This is a genomic window from Caloramator mitchellensis (assembly GCF_001440545.1).
Taxonomy (GTDB): domain Bacteria; phylum Bacillota; class Clostridia; order Clostridiales; family Caloramatoraceae; genus Caloramator; species Caloramator mitchellensis.
This window is the reverse complement of the sequence record NZ_LKHP01000001.1, coordinates 189,219-213,755: the sequence shown is the minus strand read 5'-3', so window position 1 is coordinate 213,755 and position 24,537 is coordinate 189,219. Positions and strand designations below refer to the sequence as shown.

At 35.3% G+C, this 24,537-nt stretch carries 18 protein-coding genes and 1 other RNA gene; all 19 read right to left on the bottom strand.

The annotated features are described in order from the left end of the window. Nucleotides 1-12: 12 nt before the first annotated feature. Nucleotides 13-3,201 (bottom strand): RHS repeat domain-containing protein, encoded by a 3,189-nt coding sequence (locus ABG79_RS12650; RefSeq protein ID WP_242859285.1) that lies wholly within the window; start codon nucleotides 3,199-3,201, stop codon nucleotides 13-15. A 503-nt stretch (nucleotides 3,202-3,704) separates the two neighbouring features. After that, nucleotides 3,705-4,056: a transfer-messenger RNA gene (gene ssrA, locus ABG79_RS12180) on the bottom strand. Nucleotides 4,057-4,126: 70 nt separating this feature from the next. Then, entirely contained in the window at nucleotides 4,127-4,591 is a 465-nt protein-coding gene (gene smpB / locus ABG79_RS01040) for an SsrA-binding protein SmpB (protein ID WP_057976201.1), read from the bottom strand. Between the two features lie 96 nt (nucleotides 4,592-4,687). Then, on the bottom strand, nucleotides 4,688-6,832 hold the full coding sequence (gene rnr / locus ABG79_RS01035; RefSeq protein WP_057976199.1) for a ribonuclease R: 2,145 nt from the start codon (nucleotides 6,830-6,832) through the stop codon (nucleotides 4,688-4,690). A gap of 13 nt (nucleotides 6,833-6,845) precedes the next feature. Continuing rightward, nucleotides 6,846-7,397, bottom strand: coding sequence for an HDIG domain-containing metalloprotein (locus ABG79_RS01030; protein ID WP_057976197.1), 552 nt, complete (start codon nucleotides 7,395-7,397; stop codon nucleotides 6,846-6,848). 88 nt (nucleotides 7,398-7,485) lie between these two features. Beyond that, complete coding sequence (locus tag ABG79_RS01025) at nucleotides 7,486-9,510, bottom strand: sodium-translocating pyrophosphatase (protein WP_057976195.1); 2,025 nt, start codon at nucleotides 9,508-9,510, stop codon at nucleotides 7,486-7,488. 25 nt (nucleotides 9,511-9,535) lie between these two features. After that, nucleotides 9,536-9,772 carry a preprotein translocase subunit SecG gene (gene secG, locus ABG79_RS01020; RefSeq protein WP_057976193.1) on the bottom strand — a complete coding sequence of 79 codons (237 nt, stop codon included), beginning with the start codon at nucleotides 9,770-9,772 and terminating at the stop codon, nucleotides 9,536-9,538. 164 nt (nucleotides 9,773-9,936) lie between these two features. Beyond that, nucleotides 9,937-11,235: a phosphopyruvate hydratase gene (eno, locus tag ABG79_RS01015; protein WP_057976189.1), complete on the bottom strand. Its 1,299-nt coding sequence runs from the start codon at nucleotides 11,233-11,235 to the stop codon at nucleotides 9,937-9,939. A gap of 17 nt (nucleotides 11,236-11,252) precedes the next feature. Next, the gene (gene gpmI, locus ABG79_RS01010; protein ID WP_057976187.1) at nucleotides 11,253-12,785 is read right to left on the bottom strand and encodes a 2,3-bisphosphoglycerate-independent phosphoglycerate mutase; all 1,533 of its coding nucleotides are present in this window, start codon (nucleotides 12,783-12,785) and stop codon (nucleotides 11,253-11,255) included. 1 nt (nucleotide 12,786) lies between these two features. After that, nucleotides 12,787-13,542 carry a triose-phosphate isomerase gene (gene tpiA / locus ABG79_RS01005; protein WP_057976186.1) on the bottom strand — a complete coding sequence of 252 codons (756 nt, stop codon included), beginning with the start codon at nucleotides 13,540-13,542 and terminating at the stop codon, nucleotides 12,787-12,789. A gap of 64 nt (nucleotides 13,543-13,606) precedes the next feature. Continuing rightward, complete coding sequence (locus ABG79_RS01000) at nucleotides 13,607-14,794, bottom strand: phosphoglycerate kinase (RefSeq protein ID WP_057976184.1); 1,188 nt, start codon at nucleotides 14,792-14,794, stop codon at nucleotides 13,607-13,609. A 54-nt stretch (nucleotides 14,795-14,848) separates the two neighbouring features. Further along, nucleotides 14,849-15,856 (bottom strand): type I glyceraldehyde-3-phosphate dehydrogenase, encoded by a 1,008-nt coding sequence (gene gap / locus ABG79_RS00995; protein ID WP_057976182.1) that lies wholly within the window; start codon nucleotides 15,854-15,856, stop codon nucleotides 14,849-14,851. Between the two features lie 52 nt (nucleotides 15,857-15,908). Next, nucleotides 15,909-16,937: a sugar-binding transcriptional regulator gene (locus tag ABG79_RS00990; RefSeq protein ID WP_057976180.1), complete on the bottom strand. Its 1,029-nt coding sequence runs from the start codon at nucleotides 16,935-16,937 to the stop codon at nucleotides 15,909-15,911. 127 nt (nucleotides 16,938-17,064) lie between these two features. After that, a complete protein-coding gene (gene rpoN / locus ABG79_RS00985) occupies nucleotides 17,065-18,375 on the bottom strand; it encodes an RNA polymerase factor sigma-54 (RefSeq protein ID WP_057976178.1) in 1,311 nt (436 codons plus the stop codon). A gap of 113 nt (nucleotides 18,376-18,488) precedes the next feature. After that, nucleotides 18,489-19,424 carry an ABC transporter permease gene (locus ABG79_RS00980; protein ID WP_057976176.1) on the bottom strand — a complete coding sequence of 312 codons (936 nt, stop codon included), beginning with the start codon at nucleotides 19,422-19,424 and terminating at the stop codon, nucleotides 18,489-18,491. Beyond that, complete coding sequence (locus ABG79_RS00975) at nucleotides 19,417-20,511, bottom strand: ABC transporter permease (protein ID WP_057976174.1); 1,095 nt, start codon at nucleotides 20,509-20,511, stop codon at nucleotides 19,417-19,419. The genes ABG79_RS00980 and ABG79_RS00975 overlap by 8 nt, the downstream gene beginning before the upstream one ends. Further along, on the bottom strand, nucleotides 20,492-22,042 hold the full coding sequence (locus ABG79_RS00970; RefSeq protein ID WP_057976172.1) for an ABC transporter ATP-binding protein: 1,551 nt from the start codon (nucleotides 22,040-22,042) through the stop codon (nucleotides 20,492-20,494). The genes ABG79_RS00975 and ABG79_RS00970 overlap by 20 nt, the downstream gene beginning before the upstream one ends. A gap of 60 nt (nucleotides 22,043-22,102) precedes the next feature. Then, complete coding sequence (locus tag ABG79_RS00965) at nucleotides 22,103-23,134, bottom strand: BMP family lipoprotein (protein WP_057976169.1); 1,032 nt, start codon at nucleotides 23,132-23,134, stop codon at nucleotides 22,103-22,105. Between the two features lie 237 nt (nucleotides 23,135-23,371). Further along, nucleotides 23,372-24,532, bottom strand: coding sequence for a glycine/sarcosine/betaine reductase complex component C subunit alpha (gene grdD / locus ABG79_RS00960; protein WP_057976166.1), 1,161 nt, complete (start codon nucleotides 24,530-24,532; stop codon nucleotides 23,372-23,374). Nucleotides 24,533-24,537: the final 5 nt, after the last annotated feature.

Below are 24,537 nucleotides of genomic sequence, written 5' to 3'. Positions count from 1 at the left end.
ACGCAACCTCCATTATCTTCCTAACCCTAGACTAGGAGCTTTTTTTATTAACTCGGAAACAGGTTTTATATGAAATGTTGTAATATTTCCAGTTGCTCTATCTAAACCAACAAATCCATATTTTGCACTTCCTTGTCCACCAATCAGTCTTACATATCCATTAAGCTCAGGAACAAATTCACCATTTTGTATTACAAAGTTTGCATCATCCATGTAATTCTTAAGATTGTATTGTTTTTTACCTAGAGCATCCATCATTTCTTTCCCATGACGTTCAAAATGAGCAACTGCTTCATCACCTTTGAATTTAATAAGCTTATTAGCAGTACTACTCGTTCCCTTAATAATTGTCTTCGCTTTTCTAGCGGAAACTAATGCTCTTACTCCCTTTGCAATAAACTTTCCTGCTCCAGCTAATGCTACACCTGTAATAGCACCTGTTGCAGCTGCTTTCCCTAATCCGCTCCAACTAAATCCTCCATTACTATGCTGTAAAAGATATAGCACTGAATCAGTTATTGCTCCGCCTACAGCTGCACCAACCCACCATGCTATATCACCATCTGGGTCTTCCATGTTTACTGGATCATTGCTGCAATACGCAAACATGTTATGGGACAGTAATTCTCCCTTTTCCCCTACAATCGCATCCGCATTAATAAACCTACCCCACTCAGGATTGTAGAACCTGCTTTGTAGATAATACAGATTCGTCTCTTCATCGTATCTGTATCCTCTATACCTATATGGATTCTTAACCCCTACAGTTGTTGCAAGGCTTCCGTCAATAGAGATAATATTCCCCCAGCTATCGTAAGTATAAGTTACAACTTCATTCCCGTTTGCGTCTATTAAAGCTATAATATCCCCTTGCCCGTTCCTTATATAGTAATATTCTACCCCATTTAAATTCATTGAAACAAGGTTGTCTTGGCTATCGTAGGAATAGTGGATTGTATCGGTGCCGTTTGTTTCAAGAATAACTTTATCGCCTAAAAGGTAATATTTTGTTGTAACACCATTTATAGTTTTTTCGGTTCTTATACCTTGGTCGTTGTATTTGAAGGAAATATTAAGGCCGTTACCTTGTATCCTAGAAAGCTGTCTTCCCTCTTCCCATGTAAAGGTATAGCCATTATAGGATAGAGGATTCCCTATATTATCATAGGTTATTGTCTTTCCGTCAAAGCTTGTTAGTTTATCCTTCCAGTTAGAATCGTTGTATGTGTAGGTTATTGTCTTAGTAGGATTTTCAGGTAATCCTTCTGTATACGGATATTCTATTTTGCTTAAAATGTTACCGCCTAAGTCATAAGTATATACTATTGTCTTGTTTAATATTTGGTTGTCTTCCCTTATAAGTTCATTTAGCTTGTTGTAATAATATTTAATTCTTTTTCCATCCTGGGTTATTGTTTCAATATTCCCATTTGCATCGTAGGTGTAGTTTATCTTTTTACCATTGTTATCAATCTCGCTTAATCTGTTTGTTGTTGAGTTTTGGTATGCACCTGCTTCATAGCTGTAGTTTGTTGTAAAGGATGCTGACCCTGTTAAAATAACTTTATTGCTTAGTCTTCCTAAAATGTCATAACTATTTGTAACCTTTGCTCCATTTGAAAGATTTATTTCCTTTTCCTTATTGTCCTTATCGTAGGAATAGCTTGTTGTAAAGCTCAAGCCGTTTATCCTTTCAACTACGCTGCTTTTGTTGCTGTTTGAATCGTAGGAATAATTTATTCTATTTCCATTGGAATCCTCTATCTTTATTAATCTTTCTGAAATATCATATACATACCTATATTTTACCCCATTTACAAAGTCATCTAAATAGCCTAAATTTCCGCTTGCATCATATTCATATCTAAACCTTTCTATTCCGTTATATTTTTTTGCAGTAATTCTGTCAAGGTCATCATAGTTATAGCTTATTGTTTGCCCGTTTCCATAGGTTGAACTCTCTATCCTGCTGTAGGAATCATAGATGTTAGTTATTAGGCTTTGGCTTCCAACTTTAACCTCCGTATTTCTTCCTAATGCATCATAAACAAAGCTATAGCTAAATCCATTATGTCCTATTTCACTTAGTCTGTCATTTGCATAGGTGTAAGTATTCTTTACCTCGTCATTCTCATTTAATGCCATCTTGGCTTCTGTCATTCTGTCTAAATTGTCATAAACATAATTTATAATTGAATTTTTAGCATCTGTTAGGCTGTTTAATACTCCCTTTGTTGTATTAAAGTTATAGCTTACGGTATTTCCTGACGCATCTGTTTGGGTTTTTAGATAATTGTAATTTTCATCATAAGTTGTTGTTGTCTTTATATAATTTGTTTCTGGTCCTATCTTGGTTTCAATTACATTGCCGTGATCATCGTATGAGTAGTTTTGCAGTGTCCCCTCAGATGAAGTCCCTTCTGTTAGATTATGTTTCTCATCATAAGAAAAACTTGATGAATTGCCTTTTGGTTCGGTGTAATTTGTAACATCGTTGTTTTCATAGGTTAAGTTTGTTTGATTGTTTTCAATATCTATTACCTTTGTTAAGTTTCCATTAGTATCATATTCAAACCTATCACCAAATTCTTCTTTGTAAAGCCCAAGTCCATCAAACCAGGCTATGTTTTCATTATTGTAGTATAAAACATATATGTTTATGCTCTTGTAATCCGATCCTGCTACAACTCTATCTGATATATACTGCCAGTCGTTTGAATCCTGATTAAGTGGGACTACTTGGTATTCATATCCTCCTGTTACCTTTTCAAAGCCTATGTCTATTGCAAAGTATCTTCCCTGTGATATTGGAACTGAGTTTGCCTTTGCCCACCCGGATACTACAAATGTATCTCCCGCTTTTCCTTCTACATATATCTTTTGATAAAGGGTCTTTGTTTTTGTTGCCTCACCAAATATTCTAAATAGATTGGAATCAAGCCCTGGTGCTGCTGTTGATGTAACCTTTGTGTCGTTGCTGTTTAAGTAGCTGTTTTTTGTCCAGAATGTAGGTGTATCTGTTCCATATAAAAAGTCAGCATTTTCTACAAGGTTATATCTGTTTGCTACAAATCCATCCTCAAGCTGTAGTGCATCAAAATATGCATCCCCTGACTCTTCTACTATCCCAAATCTTGCATAAACCGTTGAACTCGCAGCATCTGTTGGAATTTTATTTGTATGAGTTTTCTTTGTTTTCAAGAATGTCTAAGTTATCTTCATCTTTTGCCTGGATTAATGAATTATCTATATCCTTCCATTTACCGTCCTTTAAGTAATGAACTGCTGTAGGATATATTGCTGCTTCATATGTAAAGTCATCCTTTTAAAATGTTTTATGTTCTTTTCTCTTTTTTCTTCTACTTCCTTGATTATTTTTGCTTCCTTTTTAGTAGTTTCTGTAATATTTAGTGCATCTTCTTCTGAGGAATAACTGTTAAAAATGTCTGCGAATACTTTGATGTTGATAAAAGAAAAAATTAGCGTGAAGATTAGAATAAAAGAAATGCGACGTTTAAATTGTGCATCATAAAACCCCTTTCGGCAAAATTGTTAATAAAATATTAACATTAAAGGGGACCGGTTTCAATAAGTAAATTGTGGTAAATTGGTAATTATCGGTTATATGAACTCATTTCAAAAAAGTAAAAAGCCTTGAAACTTAATGCTTCAAGACAATTGTATCGAAATTAAAGTTTAGATTTTGGTGGAGGCGAGGGGAGTTGAACCCCTGTCCGAAGGCATAGACACCCAGGCATCTCCGAGTGCAGTCAGTGTTTTGACATTCCCTCCATCCAACTCCCACTGACAGGATTTGGACTTCAGTAGCTTCATGAATACAGGCTTATCGCAAAGCTTAGATAAGCTCGTTCCCCACTAGTCGACGCCCTATCCTATGCCGTGGGACTCATAGGTAGAACGGCTGCCGTTAGTTAGGCAGCTAAAGCTAAATTATCGTTTGCGTTTATATTTAATCCCAGTTTTTTAACGTGGCCCCAGGTTCCACGACTCGCTTCCTGAATACCTCCTACCCCCGTCGAAAGCCAAGACGCCCCCGCGTTGATAGTATAATTATTATAACACAGTTTTGTAAGTTATACAATGTTTTATGTTACCATTGATTAAATCAATACAGATTTCTAACCTTAAATTCCTTTTCTACTTCTCTTCGCGCATCTCTTTTAGCAATATCCTCACGCTTATCGTATATTTTCTTACCCTTTGCAAGAGCAAGCTCTACTTTTACTAGACCCCTGACTACATAAAGCGTTAGTGGTATTAAGGTTAATCCCTTTTGCGACACTAATCCTGCAAGCCTTCTAATTTCACTTTTATGCATCAATAATTTTTTTGGTCTTAGGGGATCCCTGTTAAATATATTACCTTTTTCATATGGACTTATGTGCATATTGTAGATAAACAACTCACCATTAGAAATATCTGCATAACTGTCCTTAAGGTTAGCTTTTCCAAGTTTAATGGACTTTACTTCCGTTCCAAACAGTTCTATTCCAGCCTCAAATGTTTCCTCTATAAAATAGTCATGCCTTGCTTTTCTATTTTCCGCGACTACTCTTCTTTCTGATTTCATCCTATCACCTGCCAATAGTAAAATATATCCTCATATTTAAATAATATATTTTATATAGACTTTGTCAATAGAAAATGACAACAAAAAAGGCAGGCACTAATGCCTTGCCTCAATTTCTTGTTCGTCTTCCACAAGAGCAAAATCAATTGTTCTATTCTCAACATCTGCCTTAACAACCTTTACCTTTACTTCATCACCGAGTCTGTAAATCTTTCTTGTCTCTTCGCCTATTAATGCGTAAATATTTTCATCAAAAATATAGTAATCGTCGGCCAAATTGCTAATATGTATTAATCCCTCAATAGTATTTGGAAGTTCTACAAACATACCAAAATGTGTAACTGAGGAAATTATTCCCGTATAAACCTCACCAATTCTATCCGCCATATATTCTACCTTCTTTAAATCCTCAGTCTCTCTTTCAGCTTCATCTGCAATTCGTTCGGTATCACTTGATTGCTTTGCTGCCTTTTCAACAAGACTTCTAAGCTTTTCAATCCTCTTTTCATCAATCTTGCCCTTTAAAAACTCTTTAATAATTCTGTGTATTATCAAATCCGGATATCTTCTTATTGGTGACGTAAAATGACAATAGTATTTTGACGCCAAGCCAAAATGCCCTGTGCAATCTGGTGAATACCTTGCCTGTTTTAACGACCTTAAGAGCAGCATGTCTATTATAGGTTGTTCTCTTTTTCCCTTTGCAGCTTCAAGAATATCCTGCAGCATCTTTGGATGAACATCCTTACCAAATTTCACTCTATAGCCAAGATTGTGTGCAAACTCTGCAAATCGTAAAATCTTTTCAGAATCGGGATCCTCATGAATTCTATATACAAACGGTATCCCAGTCCAGAACATATGCTCCGCAATTGTTTCATTGCAGACAATCATAAATTCCTCTATTATACGATTTGCAATCTCTCTTTCATATGGTTTAATTTCAATAGGCTTGCCCTTTTCATCAAGTATTACCTTGCATTCCTCAAAATCAAAATCCAAAGCTCCCCTCAAAGTCCTTTTTCTATTTAAAATATTACATAGCTCCTCCATGTTCCTGAAATCTTCTATAAGATAATCATACCTTTTACACAGCTCTTCATCATTATCTCTTAAAATTTTAGTAACATCAGTATAAGTCATTCTTTCACATGTTTTTATTATACTTTCAAAAATTTCATAATCGACAACTCTGCCGTTTTGGTCTATTGTCATAACACAAGATAAAGTTAATCTGTCAACCTTTGGATTTAAGCTGCAGACTCCATTTGATAGTTTTCTTGGTAGCATAGGTATAACTCTATCAACTAAATAAACGCTGGTTCCTCTTTTTAAAGCTTCCTTATCAAGAGGCGATTTTTCTTTTACATAATATGTAACATCTGCAATATGAACACCAAGTTTAAACTTCCCATCAGGCAATTTTTCTATTGAAACAGCATCATCAAGGTCCTTTGCATCCTCTCCATCTATCGTAACAATTTTTAAATTTCGTAAATCCCTTCTTCTTTTAATTTCTTTTTCTGGAATTTCTTCAGGTATCTGCTCCGTATAATCCTCAACTTCCTTTGGAAATTCTTCAGGCAAATCATATTTTCTAATAATTGATAAAATATCTATCCCTGGTTTATCTTTTTTGCCCAAAACTTCAACGATTTTCCCCTCTGGGTTTCTCCTTTTTTCTGGCCACTTAGTGACTTCTACTATAACCTTATCGCCGTTTTTAGCACCATTTACGTTGGATTTTGAAACAAATATATCCTGATAGATTCGTTTATCATCTGGCACTACAAAGCCAAAATAATTGTTTTTTTCAAAAGTTCCTACAAGCTTTGTATTAGCCCTCTTTAATATTTTTATTATTTCTCCTTCCGCAGTTTTTCCTGGAATAGCAGGTCTAATTATTTTTGCAACAACTCTATCATTGTGCATAGCTCCGTTTAAATTGTCTGCTGAAATATAAATATCTGACAAAGTGGTATCTTCTGGCAATACAAATCCATATCCCTTAGAATGACCTTGAAGTTTGCCTATTACGAGATTCATTCTTTCGGGAATACCATATTTGTCCTTATGAGTTTTAAAAAGCAAGCCCTCCTCTTCCATTTCATCTAAAATCGATAGAAATTGCCCTATTTGCTTTCTATCGATTTCAAAATATTTTGCCAATTCTTCAGCTGATAGAGGTTTATAGGCTTCTTTTCTCATAAATTCAAGAATTGAATCCTTGACTTTATTCATAGCACCACTCCCATTATAATCCAATTTCTGTAGCTATTAATTTCATTTCACTAAGTGCAATATCAATAAACTCTTCTAATTTAATACCAATTTCCTCTATTGATTTGATTTGTTCTCTATTTGCTCCTTTAGCAAAATCCTTTTTCTTCATCTTCTTTAATACCGATTCAACTGTTACATTCTGAAGCTTTTTATCCGGCATAACCAACGCCGAAGCTGTTATAAGGCCTGTAACTGGATCTGCTGCCCAAAGAGCCTTATCTAGTATAGATATCCTTGGTATGCCATGTATTTCATTATGAACTTTTACTGCATATACAACATCCTCAGGGTAACCCAATGAAGCTAAAATTTCTGCTCCTAAAATACTGTGCCTATGAGGGTCTTCTGCAGTTTCTTCGTAGTCTATATCGTGAACTAATCCGCAAATTCCCCATTTATCCTCCTCCTGCTTAAGTCTTTTTGCCAAGCCCTTCATAACTGCTTCAACTGCCATCATATGATTTATTAGGTTTGTATTTTTTACTCTTTCCAAAACATGTTGAAGTGCAACCTGCCTTTCCATTTTACCACTCCTTTGTATTTTTTGAAAAAAATTTTATATTATTCATGAATTTTAATTATGTAAAAGACCTGCCAAGGCAGGTCTCAAATTATTTTATTAAATTCAATAGTATACCACCATACTTTAAGAACAATGGTGCAAAAACAAGTGAAACAATAGTCATTAACTTAATTAATATATTCATAGCTGGACCTGCAGTATCCTTGAATGGGTCGCCTACTGTATCTCCAACTACTGCAGCCTTGTGAGCAAAGCTACCTTTTCCGCCGTGTTCTCCAGTCTCGATATATTTCTTTGCGTTATCCCAAGCACCGCCAGCATTAGCCATTAGTATGGCAACCAATACACCTGAAACAAGTGAACCAGCAATAAGTCCGCCCAAAGCTTCAGTTCCAAGAAGAAGTCCAACTAAAAGTGGAACTACAACTGCTAATACTCCAGGTAAAACCATTTCCTTAAGAGCTGCTGCAGTTGAAATATCAACACAAGTCTTGTAATCAGGTTTTGCTTTACCTTCCAACAGTCCTGGAATTGACTTAAACTGTCTTCTAACTTCTTCAATCATATGGTTTGCAGCTTTACCAACCGCTTCCATAGCAAGAGCTCCAAAGAAATACGGTAAAACTCCACCAACTAAAAGTCCAACAAGTGTCAATGGATTCAAAAGGTCTATTGCTTTTAATTGAACCGCTTGTGAATAGGATGCGAACAGAGCAAGTGCTGTTAAAGCAGCAGAACCTATTGCAAATCCCTTTCCAATTGCTGCTGTAGTATTTCCAACTGAATCCAATGTATCAGTTATCTTTCTTACATCCTTTGGAAGTTCCGCCATTTCTGCTATACCACCTGCGTTATCCGCTATTGGGCCATAAGCATCAACTGCTACAGTCATACCAGTTGTTGAAAGCATTCCCAATGCAGCTAGTGAAATACCATATAGCCCTGCTAAAACATTCTGTGCTTCACCGTATCCACCCATAATAAAGAACGCTAAAATCATTGCAATAGCAATAAATACAACTGGCAATACAGCAGAATACATGCCTACAGCTAACCCTGAAATGATTGTAGTTGCAGGCCCGGTTTCTGACTGCTTTGCAATCTTCTTTACATGATTAAAGTCAGCAGATGTATACATTTCTGTAAATTGTCCGATTAATACACCAACCACAAGTCCTGCAGTAATAGCAAAAAACGCCCTAAAATCTCCAAAAATCATCCTGCTCAAAATCCCTGAAGCAATGATTACTAAAATGCTGCTAACATAAGTTCCATTCTTAAGAGCCTTTTGAGGATTTGAATTTTCATCTCCCTTAACGAACATTGAACCGATAATTGAGGCAATAATTCCTACTGCTGCAAGTATAAGTGGAAATATAATACCTGAATTATTATCCTTAAATAATACTGCTCCTAATGTTAAAGCAGAGATTATTGAACCAACATAGGATTCGAAAAGATCAGCTCCCATTCCTGCAACGTCTCCAACGTTATCTCCAACGTTATCAGCAATAACAGCAGGATTTCTTGGGTCGTCTTCAGGTATACCCGCTTCTACCTTACCAACTAAATCCGCACCTACATCGGCTGCTTTAGTATAAATTCCACCACCGACACGTGCAAATAATGCAATTGAACTTGCACCAAGCCCAAAGCCTGTTACTATATTTGCATCTTTAAATAGTATGTAGAATAATCCTACTCCTAAAAGGCCAAGACCGACAACGCTCATACCCATTACAGCGCCACCAGAAAAAGCTATCTCAAGTGCTTTATTCTGGCCTGTTCTTGCAGCATTTGCAGTCCTAACATTTGCCTTTGTAGCCACTTGCATTCCGAAAAATCCAGCAAGGATTGAGAACAAAGCGCCAAAAATAAAGCATATGGCTGTAAGCCAATTGATAAAGAACCCTAATACAATATACACAACTATAATAAATACTGACAATGCTTTATACTCTCTAGTTAAAAAAGCCATAGCTCCTTCATGTATATAACTTGAGATTTCTCTCATTCTTTCATTGCCTGGATCCGCCTTTGATATTTTATTTGACAAATAAAATGCAAATAATAAGGCTATAATACCCGCAATTGGAGCCAAAATAATATTCATTATTGTTCCCCCTTTTAAATTTAAATTATTTTCCCGTATAGTAAACTAATAATAAAGAAGTCAATACGAAAAGTCCCATCGCAAAAGCTGTCAACTTCTTTAGTTTACCCTCGATTGTTCTTCCTTTGTGTTTTCCGAAAAACGTTTCAGCTCCTCCTGAAATAGCTGATGATAATCCATAAGTCTTAGCAGGCTGACCTAATACAACAGCTATTATAGATAAGCTAACAATAACGTGGATAATAGTTATTACTGTCTTCATGATTGCACCTCCCGTTAATCAATTATCATAACACTTATTTTATCACAGAAAAAAAATAAAAACAATCATGTTATACGATTAATTTATTATGCTATATTATTAAAGATAGAGCCAAGGAATAAATTCCTTGACTCGTATATGGGGAACAATAAAGAATAAACTTATTATTTTGAAACATTGTAGAAAGCGTTCTTTCCAAGATATTTAGCAACTTCTCCAAGTTCATCTTCTATTCTTAACAATTGATTGTATTTTGCAACTCTATCTGTTCTTGCTGGAGCACCAGTCTTTATTTGACCAGCATTAACTGCTACAACAAGGTCTGCTATAGTAGTATCTTCACTTTCACCTGATCTATGTGAAACAACTGCAGTATATCCTGCTCTTTCTGCCATTTCAATAGCCTCTAATGTTTCAGTTAATGTTCCTATTTGGTTAAGTTTTATAAGTATTGAGTTAGCAATTCCGTTCTTGATACCTCTTTCAAGTCTTTGAGTATTAGTAACAAATAAGTCATCGCCAACTAATTGAATCTTCTTTCCTAGTCTGTCAGTTAATATCTTCCAACCTTCCCAATCTTCTTCTGAAAGACCATCTTCTAATGATACGATTGGATATTTGTTTACAAGATTTTCCCAGAATGCAACCATTTCTTCTGCAGTAAGAACTCTTCCTTCTCCTTCAAGATGGTATTTTCCATCTTCCTTATATAGTTCAGTTGCTGCTGCGTCAATTGCAATTGCAATTTGTTCGCCTGGTTTATATCCTGCAGCTTCAATGGCTTCTATAATAACTTGTATAGCTTCTTCGTTTGATTTTAGGTTTGGTGCGAACCCACCTTCATCACCAATCGCTGTGTTGTATCCCTTTGAACCTAAAGTCTTCTTAAGTGAATGATAAACTTCTGCGCACCATCTTAATGCTTCTGCAAAGTTTGGAGCACCTACAGGCATTACCATGAATTCTTGAATGTCAACATTGTTGTCTGCATGCTTTCCACCGTTTAAGATGTTCATCATTGGAACAGGTAAAACCTTAGCGTTAACTCCACCTATGTATTGATAAAGTGGAAGTCCTAAACTTTCAGCAGCTGCTCTTGCAACAGCAAGTGAAACACCAAGTATTGCATTTGCACCTAAATTCCCTTTGTTTTCTGTTCCATCTATTTCAATTAATGTTTTGTCAATTAATGTTTGATCAAAAACATTCATTCCTATAAGTTCTTGTGCTATTACATTGTTAACGTTATCAACTGCCTTTAGAACACCTTTACCAAGGTATCTTGATTTGTCTCCATCTCTTAGCTCAACTGCTTCAAATGCACCAGTTGAAGCACCTGATGGAACAATCGCTCTTCCAACAACTCCGTCTTCAAGCACAACTTCAACTTCAACAGTTGGATTTCCTCTTGAATCTAAGACTTCTCTTGCATAAATGTCAATAATTTCTACATAATTTTTCATATCCATTCTCCTTTCATTTATCTATCTATTAAACTTCTTCCTGTCATTTCAACAGGAATTTCTAATCCCATTAAATCTATGATTGTTGGAACGATGTCAGATAATCTGCCACCGGACTTCAATTTTAAATCTCCTTCTCCAACAACAATGAATGGAACAAAATTAGTTGTGTGCGCCGTATATGGTTCTGCAGTTTCATAGTCAACCATCATTTCTGCGTTGCCATGGTCTGCGGTAATGTATACTGCACCGCCCTTTTCTAATACTTTATTAACTACTCTACCAAGGCATTCATCAACAGTCTTTATAGCCTTAATTGCTGCTTCATAAACTCCGGTATGACCTACCATATCAGGATTTGCATAATTTAAAATAATGAAGTCATATAAATCATTTTCAATCACTTCAATTACCTTATCGGTAACTTCATATGCACTCATCTCTGGCTTTAAGTCATAAGTTGCAACCTTCGGAGATGGTATCAATATTCTATCTTCATCTTTATTTGGAGCTTCCACCCCTCCGTTAAAGAAGAAAGTTACATGGGCATATTTTTCTGTTTCAGCAATCCTAAGTTGCTTTAACCCACGGTTGCTTAAAAATTCACCAAACGTATTTTTATACTTTTCTGGTTTGTAAGCAACTTCAACATTAGTTATTGTCTTATCATATTGAGTTAAACAAACATAATATACTTTAAAATACTTTCTTTCAAATCCATTAAAATCAACATCAACGATTGCCCTAGTCAATTGTCTTGCTCTATCTGGCCTAAAGTTGAAGAATATAACGGAATCATTTTCACTTAATGTTGCAACTGGTCTATCGTTTTCAATTATAACGGTTGGTAAAACAAATTCATCCGTCTTATTTTCAGCATAGGATTTCTCAACAGCCTCACGTGCAGAATTTGCAATTTCGCCCTGTCCATTAACTATTGCGTCGTATGCAAGCTTAGTTCTTTCCCACCTTTTATCTCTGTCCATTGCATAATAACGACCTGAAATTGTAGCTATTTTCCCAATGTTGTTCTCTTTCATGAATTTTTCTAATCTGTCTATATATTCGAGTGCACATTGAGGTGGAACATCTCTTCCATCTAAGAAACCATGAACATATACATTTGAAAGGTTATTATCCTTTGCAAGTTTCAAAAGCGCTTCAAGGTGCTCTATATGGCTGTGAACTCCACCATCTGAAAGTAAACCAAACAAATGCAACGACGTATTATTTTTTTTGCAATTATCTATAGCATTTAAGAATGCCTCATTCCTGAAGAAATTTCCTTCTTCAATTTCCTTGTTAATTCTTGTAAATTCTTGATATATTATTCTTCCAGCACCAATGTTCAAATGACCAACTTCAGAGTTTCCCATTTGACCCTTTGGAAGACCAACGTCAAGACCTGAAGCACTCAATGTTGTATGGGGGTAATTTTCCCATAAATTCTTAAAGTTTTTTGGTTCAGCATTTTCAACTGCATTCCATTCCTTTTTTTCATTAAGTCCCCAGCCATCAAGTATCATCAATAGTCTAGGTCTTTTACTCATCTTAATCCTCCTCATAGTTAACAATCGCTGCAAATTCTGTAGCAATCAAGCTTGCTCCACCAACTAATGCCCCATCTATATCGCTCTGAGCCATCTGCTCCTTTATTGTTGATGATTTAACGCTTCCACCATATTGAATTCTTATTTTATCTGCAGCGCTATCGCCAAATCTATTTCTTATCTCACTTCTTATAAATTTTATAACCTGATTTGCATCATCTGCTGTAGCTGTCTTTCCAGTTCCAATAGCCCAAACAGGCTCGTAAGCTATTACCATTTCTTCTACTTTTGCAGCATCTATTCCATCTAAATTCTTTTCCAACTGATTCTTAATAACCTCAAATGTCCTATTTTGCTCTCTTTCTTCTAATGTCTCGCCCACGCAAAGAATAGGAGTCAAACCATGTAGAAAAGCCGCTTTAACTTTTTTATTGATGAGTTCGTCGTCTTCCTTGAAAATCATTCTTCTTTCACTATGTCCGAGTATTACATAGCTAACTCCAATTTCCTTTAACATTATAGGAGAAACTTCACCTGTGAAGGCACCATTTTCTTCATAATACATGTTCTGTGCCCCAACCTTAATATTAGTATCTTCAACAAGAGTTATAACTTGTGCTAACGATGTGAATGGAGGGCACAAAACAACTTCACACTTAGCATCCTTTACCTTATCCCTAAGTTCAAGGACTAGTTGAGCTGCCTCACGTGGTGTTTTATTCATTTTCCAGTTTCCTGCGATTATAGGTCTTCGCATTTTAAATCCTCCTCAATTAGCTATTGATAAAATTTAAAAGAGGGGGAAGATAAAATATCTTCCATTATTTATCGTTAAGTGCTGCGATTCCAGGTAGTTCAAGTCCCTCTAAAAACTCAAGCGAAGCACCACCACCAGTTGATATATGAGTCATTTTCTCAGCGTATCCTAATTGTTCAACAGCAGCAGCTGAATCTCCTCCGCCTATTATTGTTGTTCCATCAACATTTGATAACTTTTCTGCAATAGCCTTTGTTCCAACAGCAAATGCTGGCATCTCAAACACACCCATTGGGCCATTCCAAATAACAGTCTTTGCATCCTTCAATGCTTCTTCATATAGCTTAACAGTTTTTGGACCTATATCCAGACCCATATAGCCTTCTGGAATTTCTACATCAACTACATGATGTTCAGCATCAGCCTTAAATTCCTTAGCAACAACATGGTCTACTGGTAAATAAATCTTAACTCCCTTTTCATTTGCCTTATCGAGCATTTCTTTAGCATATTCTATTTTATCTGCTTCAAGTAATGAATTTCCTATATTTAAGCCTTGTGCTTTAAGGAATGTATATGCCATTCCTCCACCTATAATTAATTTATCTACCTTTTCAAGCAGATTATTTATTACACCAATCTTGTCAGAAACCTTTGCACCACCTAAAATTGCCACAAATGGTCTTTCAGGATTTTCAAGAGCCTTGCCCATTATTTCAATTTCCTTTTCAATAAGGAAACCTGCAACAGCTGGTATGTAGTTTGCAATACCTGCTGTTGATGAATGTGCTCTATGGGCAGTTCCAAATGCATCATTAACAAAAATATCAGCAAGGCTAGCTAATTTTTTAGCAAAATCCAAATCGTTCTTAGTTTCTGTCTTAACAAATCTAACATTTTCAAGTAGTAATACTTCGCCTTCCTTTAACTCTGAAGAAAGTCTTACTGCATTTTCCCCAACAACTTCTGCATCTTCAGCAAGTTTTACTTCTTTTCCAAGTAGTTGAGATAATCTTGCTGCAACTGGCTTTAAGCTGTATTTTGCTTCGTATCCTTCCTTTGGTCTTCCAAGATGTGACATAAGAATTACCTTTGCACCATTTTCAATCAGATATTTAATAGTTGGCAAAGCAGCAACTATTCTTCTGTCATCACTAATATTGCCTTCTTTATCCTGCGGAACATTAAAATCGCATCTAACTATTACTCTTTTGCCCTTAACATCTATATCTCTAACAGTCTTTTTGTTCATATACTCCCCTCCATTCTGAAATTAATGTCCGGCAATAACCGGACATTATATCTATTACATTCTTTCTACTATATAGTTAACAAGGTCAACTACTCTTGTTGAGTAACCCCATTCGTTATCATACCATGAAACTACCTTAACCATGTTGTCAACTACCATTGTTGAAAGTCCATCAACTATTGATGATCTTTCATCACCTCTGAAGTCCATTGACACAAGTGGTTCGTCAGTGTAACCTAATATACCCTTTAATTCTCCTTCTGCTGCTGCCTTTAATGCTGCATTTACTTCTTCAACAGTTGTTGGTCTTTGAACTTCGCATACAAGGTCAGTAACTGATACTGTAGGAGTTGGAACTCTTAATGAGAATCCATTTAGCTTGCCCTTAAGTTCAGGAAGAACTTTACCTACGGCCTTAGCAGCACCAGTTGTTGTTGGGATAATGTTTTGAGCACCTGCTCTTGCTCTTCTAAGGTCCTTATGTGGTAAGTCAAGTATTCTTTGGTCGTTAGTATATGAATGAACAGTAGTCATTAATCCCTTAACTATGCCGAATTTTTCATGAAGAACCTTTGCAAATGGTGCTAAACAGTTAGTTGTGCATGAAGCATTTGAAATAATGTTGTGGTTAACTGGGTCGTAATCCTTTTCGTTAACACCCATAACTATTGTTATGTCTTCATCTGTAGCAGGAGCTGAAATTATAACCTTCTTTGCACCAGCTTCTACGTGTGCCATTGCTTTTTCTTTCTTTGTGAATAGACCAGTTGATTCAATTACAACATCAACTCCAAGTTCTTTCCAAGGAAGATTCTTTGGGTCCTTTTCTGCATAAATCTTAACTTCTTTGCCATTTACAACAATAGCATTTTCCTTTGCTTCAACAGTTCCATCAAACTTTCCATATAATGAGTCGTATTTTAAAAGATGTGCTAAAGTAGGTGCATCTGTTAAATCGTTGATTGCAACAATTTCGATGTCCTTGTTTAGTCTTGTTTGTGCAATTTTAAATACGTTTCTTCCAATTCTACCAAAACCATTAATAGCTACTTTAATAGTCATAGTATCCCTCCTAATTTATGTAAAAATTTATATTAAGTAAAAGTTTTTACTTTTACTTTTTATTCATCAATGTAATAATTTCGTTAGCAGCAGCTTCATCAGTAACTAAAACCATTTCAGAATTATCTATATGAGTTGCTATAATAGCTTCTGCTTTATTTTTCCCACCTGCTATCGCAATTATGTTTTTGATTTTTTTAACATCATTAAAATTTATTCCTATTGAAGGTGTTCTAAATATAATTTCACCTTTTTTATTAAAATAATAACCGAAAGCCTCTGCAACAGCTCCTTTTTGTAATAAATCATCAATCAACTCCTGCGGCATTCCTCTTCTTTTGGACATCTCATCTGCTCTACCAATTCCAAATAATAAAATGTCTGATTTACTAAGCAAGTCAAGAATATCTTTTATCTCAGGTTCATTAATTATTGACTCTAAAGTCTCAGAACTTATTTTATCAGGAACATGCAAAAGTCTATAGGTTGCGCCAATTTTTTTTGCAAGATTTGCAGTTAAAGTATTGGCTTGTATTTCAACATCCCTGCCTATTCCACCTCTTGCAGGAACGACAAGAACATTATTTGTGTTAATCTTTGGAAAATTATCAATCACCTTAGCAACTGAAGTTCCTCCAGTTAAAGATATTATTGAATTATCATTTATCAAATTTTTTATGTAATTTGCACAGGCTCTGCCCATTTCCTTTTGAACAGTTTTATCCTTTTCTGAGTCTCCGGGAAGGACTATTACCTTTTTTATCTTTAATATGTGCTTTATCTTATCCTCCAAAACTGATAATCCACTTATGTGGTATATCATTTCCTTTAATTGTTCCAATACGTATTCGCCATCTTCGGTTACAATCATCCCTATTGGGTTGATTTCAATCAAACCCTGATGCTTAAGAAAATTAACCTCTGTTCGAATGATTCTTTCCCCTAAATTCAAATCCTGAGAAAGTGTTCTTCGTCCAACTGGCTGATTGTAATATATATTCTTTAAAATAGAGTATCTTTTTTCTAATAATTCGAGCATTTCAGGGATAATCTTTTGTTGTATTGCAAGTATTTTTTTCAATCAGAAACCACTCCCTATTGAGTCTCGACTCGGGACTTTATTTGTCCCTATGTTGTAAAAATTGTCCCATGCTTCTAAATCAAATATACCACTCTTAACAATAATTTTCAATACTTTTGAAATAAATTTATATAAATTTTCTTAAATTCGATGACGGTATCCCTAATTCTTCTCTATATTTTGCAATCGTTCTTCTTGCAATATCTAACCCATAGGTTTTTAATAATGAGGATATTTTTTCATCAGACAGTGGTTTTTGTTTATCTTCTTCTTCTATCATGTTCTTTATTTTATTCTTTATAAAATCAACTGAATACGAAATTTCATCTTTTTTTGTTTCTCTTTGGATAAAATGTTTTAATTCAAATAGCCCTCTGTCAGTTAATACAAATTTTCCTGAAACAGCTCTACTAATAGTCGAAACGTGAAGATTCGTCTTTTCAGCAATCTGTTTCAAACTTATAGGGTTCAAATGACTGCCTTCAAGAAAATTAATCTGCTGCTCTAAAATAACTCTGCTTATTTTAAGTAGAGTCTTTTTCCTTTTTTCTATGCTATTCATAACCAAAAAAGCCCTTTTTATTTTCTCTTTTATAAATTTAAATTCCTTGGAACTCCTGTCATTTATTAGATTTAAATATTCTTTATTTATTTTTAAGACGGGCAAAATATCCTTCAATAAATCTATTTGTAATTCACCATTTTCATTTTTTACAATTAAATCTGGATAGACATATTCTGTGTTTTTAATACAAAAGCTTAATCCAGGCTTTGGATTTAAAGATTTAATCAGTTTAACATAATGATTTAATACATCTTTTTCAATTTTTAGGTTTGATATTATTTTATTGAAATTCCCCTTTGCAATATCTTTTAAATGATTTTTAATAATTGCCTCTAAATCGTTGTTTAGTTTTTTTAAGTTCCTTAATTGAATAATCAAGCACTCTTCAATATTTTTTCCCCCAATTCCGTTTGGTTCAAACCCTTGAATAATATATAAAACTTTTAATACTTCTTCTATACTACATCGAAAGTGACTTGCTATTTCCATCTCATCGCTCTCTAAGTAGCCTTGTTCATTTATATTATCAATAATATAATACCCTATTTTCAAACTTTTATTATCTAGTCCTGACAATCTTAATTGTTTTTTCAGTAAATCATGCAAATTTTCTTCTATTATCAAATTTAATTCAAAATTATTTTCTTCAATAGTTTCTAACTGTCCATTGTAATCGCTGCCTTTTTTTCTATAATCAATATAATGTTCTATACTGTCATCAAAATCTATAACAGGATTGTTACATACTTCTTCATTAATAAATTGTTCGAGTTCCATTATGTTCATCTGTAGTATACTTAATGACAACTGCATATCTTGGCTCATTGAAAGGGACTGTCTCTGATTTAAATTTAATTCAAAACTTGAGTTCATAATTTTCCCCCCATAAATCTACTCCATATCTAATTATACTATATTAAACAGCACTTTCGCAAAGTATGCAAAAGGCCTCAGGATAAAATCCCGAGGCCTTTATAAATAAATTATTATCTTTCTCCCTTAGTATATGGGACACCGTCTGCTGCAGGAGGAGTTGTTTTCCCTACAAATCCTGCAAGCATCAACATTGTCAAAATATATGGGAATGAATAATATACTTCGTCAGGAACCTTCCAACCAAAACCTTGAGCAACAATTCTAAATGCTTCAGCAAAACCGAACAGCAAGCTTGCTGCAAGAGCTCCAAAAGGTTTCCAATTACCAAAAATCATAGCAGCTAGTGCGATGAAACCTTTACCACTTACCATTCCCTCTCTGAAAAGATTTGTAGCTCCAAGTGAAAGCGCAGCACCGCCTATTCCGGCAAATGCACCTGATAAAAGAACACATAGATATCTTATCTTGTAAACATTTATACCTAATGTGTCAGCAGCTTTAGGATGTTCTCCTACTGACCTTATTCTCAATCCAAGTGGTGTATAATATAGCATTAAATGAAGAATCAATGCAAGACCAAATGCAATAAATACAAACCAATTTAATTCCTTCAATAAATTCCCTAAAACAGGTATTGAGCCCATAAATTCTTTTGGATAGCTAAGCTGAGTTACACCGTCAGTTTGGCCGTCTCTGTTAAAGAATTTAAATAGCAAGAAGCTCATCAATGCTGCAGAGAATATATTAATAGAAACACCAGAAATAACCTGGTCTGCTTTAAGGTTTATGCTCAATACAGCATGTATTAATGCTATAATCATTCCAGCTACGATTGCAAAAATTATGCCTATCCACGCATTTTTAGTTAAATGTGAACCAAGGACTCCAAAAAAAGCACCAGCAATCATTATACCTTCAAGTCCGATGTTTACTACACCTGACCTTTCGGAAATAACACCACCGAGGGCTGCAAATATTATAGGAGTTGCCAATCTCAAGGTAGCTGCTATCAATGAAACTAATATTCCTAATGTTACGCTATGCATTCTTGATTGCCTCCTTTTTTCTCTTTTGAACTATCCACTTGTATATATAATCCGCAGCCACAAATATTATAATAATACCTTGAATTATATATACTATCTGCTTTGGTATTCTGAACTTCTGTAATATTCTTGCACTTGAATTCAGTCCTCCGAACAGAACTGAAGAGAAAAGAACTCCTATTGGATGGCTCTTTCCAAGAAGCGCAACAGCTATACCATCAAATCCATAATTAGTAAATCCTACGAGCTGGTGAGCCTTATGGATAGTTCCGGCAACGTGCGCAGCGCCACCTAGTCCTGCTATAGCGCCTGAAATTACCATAGCAAGTATTATATTCTTTTTAGAGTTAATTCCGCCGTATTCAGCTGCGAACATGTTTAAACCAACGGCTCTAATTTCGTAACCTATAGTAGTTTTCCATAATAGGAAGTAGATTAGTATAGCCAATACTATACCTATAAATAATCCAACGTTTACTCTCTCGCTAGGGCTTAAAAATCTATAAAGCTTTGCTGATTCTAAAATCATCTTTGATGAAGCAGAACCTTCTCTATGAATTGGTCCCTTAACGAAATAGTTTGAAACATTCATAGCTATAAAATTCATCATAATTGTGTTAACAACTTCATTTGTTCCAACTTTAGCTTTTAAATAACCTGGTATCGCTGCCCATATAGCTCCAAATATAACACCACCAAGCAATACCAATATTACATGTATTGGCGCAGGAATGCCTGGGATTAAACCTATTAAAGCTGCTGCAAGCATACCCATTATAAATTGTCCTTCAACTCCTATGTTAAAAAGACCAGTTCTAAATGCAACAGCATGAGCAAGCCCTGTAAATATCAATGGAGTAACTGCAACCAGAGTTTCAATGAAGTTTGCTCTCTTTCCAAATGTTCCTTCCCAAATCGCTGAAAATAGTGTAGCAGCGCCCTCAAAGAATCCCATGTTTTTAGCCCACATAACAAAGAAAACTGCTACGAACAATGCAAAAACTATAGCTATAAGAGGGAACAACAAAACATCCTGAGCACTTTTAAGCCCCTTCTTGATATCAATTTTAGCTGTGTTGTTCACCATTTTCGACCTCCTTCTTGTTTAAGGTTCCACCTGCCATTAATATACCAAGTTCCATTTCATTAGTCTTATCTGCATCCAATATTCCAACTATTTTACCATCATACATAACAGCAATTCTATCTGATAAAGCCATTACTTCGTCCAATTCCAACGAAACAACAAGAACAGCTTTTCCTTTATCTCTTTCTTCAACCAGCCTTTTGTGTATATATTCTATTGCACCTACGTCAAGTCCTCTTGTAGGCTGAGTAGCTATTAGTAATTCTGGGTCCTTTGAGATTTCTCTTGCTGCAATCATTTTTTGCTGATTTCCACCTGATAGCGAACCAGCCGCAACTTCTTCGTTAGGAGTTCTAACGTCGAAATCATGAATGAGCTTCTTTGCATATTCCTTTATTTTATCATAATTCATCAAAATTCCCTTAGCATATGGCAGCTTGTCGTGCTGGCCTAAAACTGCATTTTCTGCAAGCGAGAACTTCAATACTAATCCATGCTTATGTCTATCTTCAGGTATATTGCTTATTCCGGCGTCTATTATCTCTCTTGGAGTTTTATTAGTCAAATCCTGTCCCTTTAATACAACTTTTCCACCAGTTGCCTTTCTAAGTCCAGTTATAACTTCTACAAGTTCTGTTTGACCATTTCCATCAACTCCGGCTATTCCAAGTATCTCGCCTGATTTAACTTCAAGGTCTACACCCTTAAGTTTTGGAAGATTTCTATGATCAAGTGCTTGTAGGTTTTCAAGTTTTAAAACCGTCTCACCTACTTTAGCAGGCTGTTTTTCGACAACAAGATTAACCTTTCTACCAACCATCATTTCAGCTAATATATCTATATTAACGTCCGCTGTATTGACAGTATCTATTACCTTACCCCTACGAACAATTGTGACTCTATCCGACATGCTCATAACTTCTTTTAACTTATGCGTAATAAGAATAATTGATTTTCCTTCTCTTACCAAGTTCTTTAATATGATTCCAAGTTCTTCGATTTCTTGAGGTGTTAACACTGCTGTAGGCTCGTCCAATATTAAAATCTCTGCACCTCTATATAATGCCTTTAGTATCTCTACCTTTTGTTGTTGACCAACAGTTATATCTTCAATTATGCTATTTGGATCAACTTTAAAACCATACTTATCTGCAAGTTCTTTAACATCGCTTATAGCCTTATTATAGTCAATTTTAAATCCAAACATAGTCTTTGGTTCACTACCAAGAACTATATTCTCGGCAACTGTAAAATTATGCACGAGCATAAAGTGCTGATGCACCATTCCTATACCCATCGCTATCGCATCAGAAGGTCCTTTAATGTCAACTTTTTTACCATTTACAAGTATATCTCCTTTATCCGGCTGATAAAGCCCATAAAGAATATTCATCAAAGTTGTTTTCCCAGCACCATTCTCTCCAAGTAATACGTGGATTTCACCTTTTTTAAGTTCGAAATTTACATTGTCGTTTGCTATTACCCCTGGAAATATTTTGGTAATACCCCTCATTTCTATAACTTTTTCCACTAAAACTCCTCCTTCCTTGACGTTTAAAAAAGCTAGATGCAAGAGCATCTAGCATACAAACTATATTTGTGGTGCCTGGAAAGCATCAACTTCTGCAGGTTTTGTTGGAACTGTGAATTTGCCATCGATTATTGCTTGCTTATACTTGTTAGCAAGATCAATAACTTCTTGTGGAACTGCAGGGTTGATAGTTTGTGATATACCAACGCCATCTTCCTTTAATCCTAAAACTGTTAAACCTGGCTTATAAGTTCCATCTATTACTGCCTTTGATGCTGTATAAGTAGCTGTATCTACTCTCTTAATCATTGATGCTAGGATTACATCTGCCTTATCTGGAATTAAAACTGCTTGGTCTGAGTCAACACCAATCGCCCACTTTTTCATTTCCTTAGCTGCATTGAATAATCCAATTCCAACGCCTCCAGCTGCGTGATAAATTACGTCAGCGCCGTCGTTATACATTTTCTTTGAAATTTCATATCCAAGAGCAACGTCGCTGAAGCTGTTAGCGTATTGAACTAAAACTTTAGCGTTTGGATTAACAGCCTTAACTCCTGCTCTAAATCCAGCTTCAAACTTTTCAATAAGTTCAAACTTGATTCCACCAAGGAATCCAACTGTATTAGTCTTTGTCATTTTTCCAGCGATTATACCCATTAAGAATGAACCTTCTTCTTCCTTAAATGTAAATGAAGCTACATTTGGAAGGTCAACAACCGAGTCAATGATTGCAAATTTCTTATCTGGAGTATTTTCAGCAACTGCTTTTATAGCATCTGCCATCTTAAATCCAACACCAAATACTAAGTCGTTATCTGCTGCAAGAGTAGTTAAGTTTGGTTCATAATCGTCAGCTGTCTTAGATTCAATAATCTGTGGTTCAATTCCATATTCAGCTTTAATTTTTTCAAGACCAGCAATAGCTGCATCGTTAAATGATTTGTCTCCCTTACCACCTTCGTCAGTTGCTAAACCGATTTTAACTTGTGGTGTTTGTTCAGCTGGTTTTTGTTCTTCCTTCTTTGCACAACCTGCAAAAAGACCAGCTGTAAGAGCTAATGTTGCTACTAATGCGATTAGTCTTTTCATTTTTGTTCCCCCTTTTAGTTTTTAGTTAATTAATATATTCTTTGCAGAAATTGAAAATCCTGCAAAATTTACGATTTTTTAAAAATTATTCAAATTGCACAAATTTTATGTAGAGTGTGCATATAATAATATACGACATTTTTTGAAAATAATCAAGTGTAATTTTCGGATTTCAATACATATATATGTAAAATTATAAAAATAAATTCAAATATAAAAGGGGGGTAACCCCCCATATTATGCTATATACCCTTTGCTCTTTAATATTTCAACTGCCTTGTCAGCATCTTCATCAGCAACAAGAACTATCGGTCCTGTGCATCCCATACCTGTTTCAGAGTAAATTCCATTTGACCAAAGTTCCTTTACTGCATTTTCTAGCTCCAATATGTCAACACCAGCGATATCATGAGTTACAACTTTCTTCGGAGGAGCAACAATTTCCTTTTTATCTTCAGGTTGAGCCTGTTTTATTAATTTAGATAAAATCTCTTTTAGACCAGCCCTATTAGCTTTTTCAAATTCATTTTTTGAAATTTGAATAATATTGTTCTGGGCACATGTTGCACAGAATCTTAATGCTTCAGCTACCACAGGTGCACCTGAAGCTCTTGAGATAATACATATTAGTCTATCATATCCTTCACCTATTCCTGGTCCATAACCATATCCTAAAGATTCATAGTCTCCACCGGTTGTAAATGAAGAGAATATTTTAACTAGTAAATTCCCAGTTAAAGTGTCCATAACCATAACATCGGTTGAGCCTGCCAATAGGTCATTGCCTCTCATAACAACTCCGCCATCAGCTCTTATTGATTCTGCAAAATTTATGTCATAACCGTTTGATTTTAGTTCTTTTAGCGCCTTTTCAACCTGCCTTGCTCCATCTACATTAAGAATTCCAACTGTAGGATTAGCTATGCCACACGCCTTTGCCGTTATAATACCGTATATGGCATTTTTAATCATACCTTCAACTCTATGTGTAGAGGATGTTCCTGTTGTTGTTGCAAGTATAAGCTCATTTCCTCTTCCTGGGGTTATAACTCTTCCTACAGTTGAGACTCCTATTGGGAAATTATAATGTTGAGTTACGCAACCATTAATTTCCCCCTTGTCAAGAAGCTCTTCCATCAATTTGTGTCCTTCTTCGTCGTTGGCAACTTCATACACTTTTAAATTTGTTTCTACCTTTGGTCCTATTAAAACTACTTCAAAGTCGCTATATTTTCTTGTTGCAATTTCTGCAGCCTTTACCAATTCTTCAACTCCATGTTCACTTCCGAAAGTTGTTAAACCAACTCTAACCTTTTTTCCAAACGTTCCACTCTTAATTGCGTCAGCTATTTCATTAAAAACCTCGCCAATCAATCCTTTAATGTTTTCGTTAGTCATGTTAT